Below are 6,051 nucleotides of genomic sequence, written 5' to 3'. Positions count from 1 at the left end.
ACTGAGGATCAGAAAGCTTGTTTGAATCGATGTATTTCATCCGCAGATTATGCACGAATGCTAAGAAATCCGGAGTGCAAATATTAACCAAAAAGAAGATCGTTTTTTGATTTATGAAAGAGATCTACTATTAATCCAGAAAAGCTCAGCATAAAATCAAAACCAATCTGATCGACAGCACTGCGCTGATCGATGCTAAATATAAAGGACACTTGAATTACATGCGTATTAAACATTTAACGCTTTCACTTTTTTTTGCAGGTTTAAGTACAAGCCTCTTTGCTCAACCTGTATTGGTTAAAACTGAACAAGCCATTGAAGAATATAAATTAGACAACGGTTTTCGTGTGGTTTTGGCGCAAAACGATAAAGAAAGCAAAGTGTTTATGAATACGGTGTATTTCACGGGTTCATTAAATGACCCTGCGGGCAAAGGTGGTTTGGCACATTTGCTTGAACATTTAGCTTTTAAAGGCACTGAAAATGTCAAAGGTGATGAATTTCAGCGTCGCTTAGATCAATTCACGCTGATGACCAATGCAAGTACAGATTATTATTCAACGAAATATACCAATGTGATTCGTCCTGAACAAAGTTCAATTGATCAAGTTTTGCATTTAGAAGCAGAACGGATGGATAAATTGGTACTTCAGGAAAAGTTTGTACCAACAGAAATTGATATCGTTAAGCGTGAACGTGAAATTCGTTTAGATCAGCCATTTTCCGTCTTAATCGACCAAGTTTTAAAAGAAGCCTATGGCAATCAATCTTTAGGTCGTTTACCGATTGGTGATTTGAAAGAACTTCAATCGATCAATATGAACGAATTAAACCAGTTCTATCGCCGTTGGTATGTGCCAAATAATGCAGTGATGGTGATTTCTGGTAAGTTTGATAAAGCGGCTGTATTAAAACAAATTGATCAACAATTTAGCCCAATTGCCGCACGTCAAATTCCTGAACAGGCCAAAGTCCCTAAATTAGATGGAACGAAATTAAAGCAACGCGAATTTACCGTTCATAAGGGCAGTGACTTTGGCAAATTTAATATTTATTTAAATGGTGCAGTCGAACCAATTAAAACTGCTTTGGCTGTATCTCCAACGTTGTATACCTTACAGCCAAGTGGACATTTGTACCAAAGCATGGTGGAAACAGGGACAGCAACCGCAGTTCAATCGACCACATGGTTAGATAAAGATTTTAATTTGGTGTTTATGGGGGCGATATATGGCCCAAGTCATGATGCAAACAAAGTGGCAACCAGTCTTGCACAAAGTGTGGAGCAGACCAAAGCATTTAATGATGTTGAGCTGAACCGTGTTAAAAGCCTGACTCGAAATATGGCTGACAATGTTAAGAATAGCGCTACGGCACTTGGCGAACGTCTCAGTTCTTATACTGTGGCTTATAACGGAGACTGGACTCAATATTTCCGAGACTTAGATAAAGTACAAAAGCTGAATGTAAGCGACGTGAATCAGGTGTATAAGGATTTTCTAAAGCCTGAATACCGTGTCACAGGAAATATTCTGCCTACACCTGAAGATCAAAAGAAAGCACAGCAACAAGCAGCGTCGAAACCTGCTGAAACTTTAGATCAGCAAGCACCTGCAGAAGAGCCATTGAAAGATGCGAGTGTTTATCGTGCTGAAGTGAAGCAATATGTTGCAGAGTCTAAGCAATATTTAAATCAGAAAGAAAAACAGATTCAGCGCGCTAAATTTAAAAACGGCATTCAGTATGCATTGTTTCCAACTAAAACACGTGACGACAAGACCTATGCTACGATTGCATTGGATTTTGGTACAGCACAAAGCTTAATGAATAAAGGGGAGTTGCTAGATTTAACAGCTTACCTCATGTTCCGTGCATCTAAAGATCAAAGCTTACAGCAAATTGCCGATAAAATTATTGATGTCGGTGGCGGTGCAACGGTTAGTGCAAATGATAATGGCCTCATGATTCAAGTGGTTGCTCGTAAAGAAAAATTTGCTGACTTTTTGCAATATGTTATTGATGTTATTAAAAATCCAGCATTTGAACAGTCACAATTTGATTTAATTAAAGCGCAAAGTTTATCGAGTTTAGATCGACCTTATACAGAGCCGGATACCGTTGCTGCAATGACACTGTCGCGTATTGTCGAGATCTATGAGCCGGGGGATATTCGTTATCACTTCGAACCTGAACTTGCGAAAAAACAAATTGAGTCGGCTACACGTGATCAAGTGGAGCAGTTACATCAAAAATTCTTTAAAACACAGCATGCACAAATTGCGGTAACTGGTGATTTTGATACTAAGCAAATTGAAAAAATTCTGAAAAAAGAATTTGCAGATTGGAAAACCAGCGAGCCATATCAACGCTTAGAGTCTACGTTTACGGCATATCCCGCACAGAAAGTGCATGCATTGTCTGAACAGCGTGAGTTTGGTAGTTACCAAGCCATTATGACTCTACCTGTAGGTGTGGAGCATACTGATTCTCCTGCACTACAAGTATTACGCCACATACTTGGTGATTCACAGTTGTCTTCACGTTTAGCTCAAGAGTTACGTGAAAAGAATGCACTGGTTTATGGTTTTAGTGCAGACATTAATTTTGATGAATGGGTGAATTCGGGTGTACTGAGTATTGATGCAAACTACACTGCGGGTAAATCAGCACAAGTTTCTCAGTCTGTTCATAAAGTTTTGCAAAACTTATTGAAAAATGGCATGACGGAACAGGAAGTAGAAGCAGCCAAAGCCAGTATTTTGAAAAAGCGTTTAACTGCACTTGAAGATGACCGTCGCATTCATAGCATGTTGATTCCACAGTTAGAAAAAGGTCGTGACCTAAACTATCGTGAAAAACGTGATCAACGCATTGCTGCTTTGACCAAGGCGGATGTTGATGCTGTCATCAAAAAATATATTCAACCTGAACATTTGGTAGAAGTGATGTCTGACCAATATGGTCAAGCCGCAAAATCTACTCAACAATAAACCGAATAAAAAATCCTCCAGATGGAGGATTTTTTTTTGAGCTGCAATGGATAACTTGATTGCAAGATTATCTAAACGAACTTATAGGCGGTAGAACTGACGGGCATTTTGTTGGAAGACTAAAGTCAGTGCATCAGGATCATAACTCGCGACCGCATCTGAAAAGGCGTCAATAATATTTACCAAGGATGCACTCACGCTATCCATCGGGAAGTTAGAGCCAAACATCACACGGTATTTCCCAAAGCATTGTAGAGCATGAGAAATAAGCGGGAAGGCACAATCGAAAATCTCTTGTTTGGAAGCCAGGCGTTGTTCTTTATGAAACTGATGACCCAGCACCGGCATGAATAAACCAGACATTTTGGTATAAACATTTGGGCAACTTGCCAGTTCAGCTAAATCATCTTTCCAACGAAACAAGATATTGTCACGTGAAGTTTGGGTTAAGCCTGTATGTGAGCCGACAGGTCCAAAGGCACCGACAGGTGTCCCAAAATGATCCAGCACGATAGATGTTTCAGGGAAAGCACGTGCTAAAGCGGTTAAATCACGAATTTGGTCTGAATAAACCCACGCATCAAAACTTAAATTCATTTGAGCAAGAGCTTCAAAACCTTTCATAAATTTTTTATTGGTATAGAGATGGGGCTCATTGGTCCATGCATGAACTTTTGGGTCTTCATGTACAGCTGCCATTTTTCGTATGCCACGAAAATGTGGGGAGGCTTGTTTATGCATTTTAAGAATTTTCTTAAAACTACTGTCACATGGGTCTGCAGTGCCGACTATGGCGCCAAGTTTAATTTTTTGAGCGTTAAAGTCTAAAGATTCAATAAACTTGGTTTCACCAACCACCCCTTTGCCTTTATGGTCATGCCAGCTCGCTTCTACATGTACGATTTGATCGACCTGATAATGTCCTGCATCTTGCTTATAATTTTCAGGCAAATACGGTGTCGTCACATGTTTGGTCAAACCAACTGTGTCAATTAACTCTTGCGGCTTAACTAAGCGCATCATTTTGTCGAGCAAGTAGGGATGTTTGCCCAATAATTTCACGGCAAGTGAAGCGGCATGTGGGGTATTGTATGGATCCCATTGATGTATATGTGAATCCACGATGGCAAAATCGAGTGTCTGCATTGCTATCCTTGTCCTTAAAGCCATGTCCATTTCTTGCGTATTTCATTGTATTTTCAAATACACAAGGTACTGAAAATAGTTTGAATGATGAAAATACAACGTTATGACTAAATATTAAATCAAAGCTTTGTGAAAGAGAAGTTGTATAAAAAAAGCCCCGAAGGGCTTTTGATTAATGCTGATGATCGTGGTCGTGATCATGCTTATTTGCATGGAATTCTTCGTTATGACGGAAGCGAAGATAGTTTTCAAACTGTTCGCAATATTCATCATAATTATCTTCAAGCATCATTTGAAATTGTTGAAGAATATAAGACATCACTTGATCTTTGGCATCACGCATTTCTTTGCCATCTTTGAAGCCATTTGCAGCAACCCAAGTATTAAAGCGAGCAGTACCAAATAACATGGCAGCACTCACTTGGCCGCGCATTTCTGCAGGTTTAACTTGAGAACCTTTTTCAACACGACAAAATTCATTGGCTTGTTTAATAAATTCATCCGCACGTTCAAAGAAAGCTGCATTCAACGCTTCTTCTTCGGTTACATCAGTAGCTTCAATCTTTTGAACCATGAATGTGTCCTAGCATAAAAATCTAATGCAGTATTATAGGCAAAGCCTTGCAGAAACTAAACCTTTGACTTAATCTAAAAAATAGCCTAAGTAAAATGGAATGCTTCATGCAAGACGCAATCGCAGTGCAAAGTCTGAAAAGTGATATTGCATTACTTCGACAAAATGTTTGGCCGCCCTCAACCTTAGCCAATGTAGAAGGGCTGCCCATTTATTATGGTACGCAGTCTGAAGTGGCCGAATATTATGCACAGTGGACAGGCTTAATCGAACGTGCTCAAGACTTATTTCAACCCTTTATGGAAGATGAAGTCCTTGATGCAATCCATTTGCCGAGTCATTTGAATCTGCCGCTTTTTTATTTTCATGTGGATCGTATTCGAATCAACAAAACACGTGCGAAAGAATCTAAAACCTTTCGTGGTATTGCAAGTTTGGTTGAAAAATGTGGGCAGTTTGAAGCAGATCAAATTCAAGCGATGCGACATTGGCTAGACAGCGATGATACGGCTGCTTTGGTCGCACACCGTGAATTTATTGACCTCAGAACCTATGTATTTCAACATGGACAAAGTGATTATACCCGTACTCGTTTTTATGTGAATGGCATTGTACTTAGTGTCGAAAACGAGTTTAAATTGGTGGATGCCCGTGACAAACCACGTAAAGCCCGTAGCGATAGCTATAGTGACCCTTTAGCAGATAACAATACGTGGAAAATCTTTGGGAAATATCGTTAATTAATAAATATCGTTAATTACTGATGTTACGCAGTAACATCAGAAGCGCCATTTGATTCAAATAAAAGAGCGATACGCGGCAACGTCATCCGCAAGTGTTTGAGACAGAACTACATCTATTTAAAGATGTTTTTGCGATACTTTGAATAAGTAGACGCTAGTGAACGAGTTTTGCGGATGACAATGGTTTTGGGTACTTTTGCCGAAACAAAAGTACTTCCAGCCGAAGGCTAATCCCTTTATTTAAACCCTAGATGTAAGACTCCGTCGAATAGACTTAAAAATCATTTTAAAAATGCGTAATTACTTTTACGTGCGTAACATCAGTTAATTAAATATGTTGACGATATTACTTAGAACGTGAATTTAGTTCGCTGCACAAGGATGCTTTGGATTATGTAATCCACGCCCTAATGTGAAAATAGCCACTATGGCAAATGCCGAAATTGAAAGTTTGGCTCATGCAGAGCAATTGACTGATTTTTATATGACCTTATTGCAAGGGATGACCATACAAGCACGTGATGGTATGGCCTTGACACAATTACAACGCATGGTGAGTAATGCCATGAAATCATGGGGGTTATTAGCACAAGGTTAA

The 6,051-nt window shown here is 39.3% G+C and carries 5 protein-coding genes; 3 read left to right on the top strand and 2 right to left on the bottom strand.

Annotated features, from left to right (window positions below; all coding sequences use genetic code 11):
- Nucleotides 1–221: 221 nt before the first annotated feature.
- Nucleotides 222–2,990 (top strand): pitrilysin family protein, encoded by a 2,769-nt coding sequence (locus FTU37_RS10505; protein ID WP_180124303.1) that lies wholly within the window; start codon nucleotides 222–224, stop codon nucleotides 2,988–2,990.
- A gap of 81 nt (nucleotides 2,991–3,071) precedes the next feature.
- Here FTU37_RS10505 and FTU37_RS10500 read toward each other — a convergent pair whose 3' ends face one another.
- Together FTU37_RS10500 and FTU37_RS10495 are read right to left on the bottom strand one after the other, a co-directional pair.
- Nucleotides 3,072–4,136: an amidohydrolase gene (locus tag FTU37_RS10500; protein ID WP_180111719.1), complete on the bottom strand. Its 1,065-nt coding sequence runs from the start codon at nucleotides 4,134–4,136 to the stop codon at nucleotides 3,072–3,074.
- Between the two features lie 172 nt (nucleotides 4,137–4,308).
- A complete protein-coding gene (locus tag FTU37_RS10495) occupies nucleotides 4,309–4,710 on the bottom strand; it encodes a DUF3144 domain-containing protein (RefSeq protein WP_078188837.1) in 402 nt (133 codons plus the stop codon).
- A 107-nt stretch (nucleotides 4,711–4,817) separates the two neighbouring features.
- On the opposite strand from FTU37_RS10495, the gene FTU37_RS10490 reads away from it, so the two are divergent.
- Both FTU37_RS10490 and FTU37_RS10485 read left to right on the top strand, forming a co-directional pair.
- On the top strand, nucleotides 4,818–5,450 hold the full coding sequence (locus FTU37_RS10490; protein WP_180124302.1) for a hypothetical protein: 633 nt from the start codon (nucleotides 4,818–4,820) through the stop codon (nucleotides 5,448–5,450).
- Between the two features lie 430 nt (nucleotides 5,451–5,880).
- Nucleotides 5,881–6,051 carry a hypothetical protein gene (locus FTU37_RS10485; protein WP_180002979.1) on the top strand — a complete coding sequence of 57 codons (171 nt, stop codon included), beginning with the start codon at nucleotides 5,881–5,883 and terminating at the stop codon, nucleotides 6,049–6,051.

Source organism: Acinetobacter sp. YH12097, from assembly GCF_013419225.1.
GTDB lineage: Bacteria > Pseudomonadota > Gammaproteobacteria > Pseudomonadales > Moraxellaceae > Acinetobacter > Acinetobacter amyesii.
The sequence above is the reverse complement of the archived record's forward strand: the minus strand, read 5'-3'. Positions and strand labels throughout refer to the sequence as shown.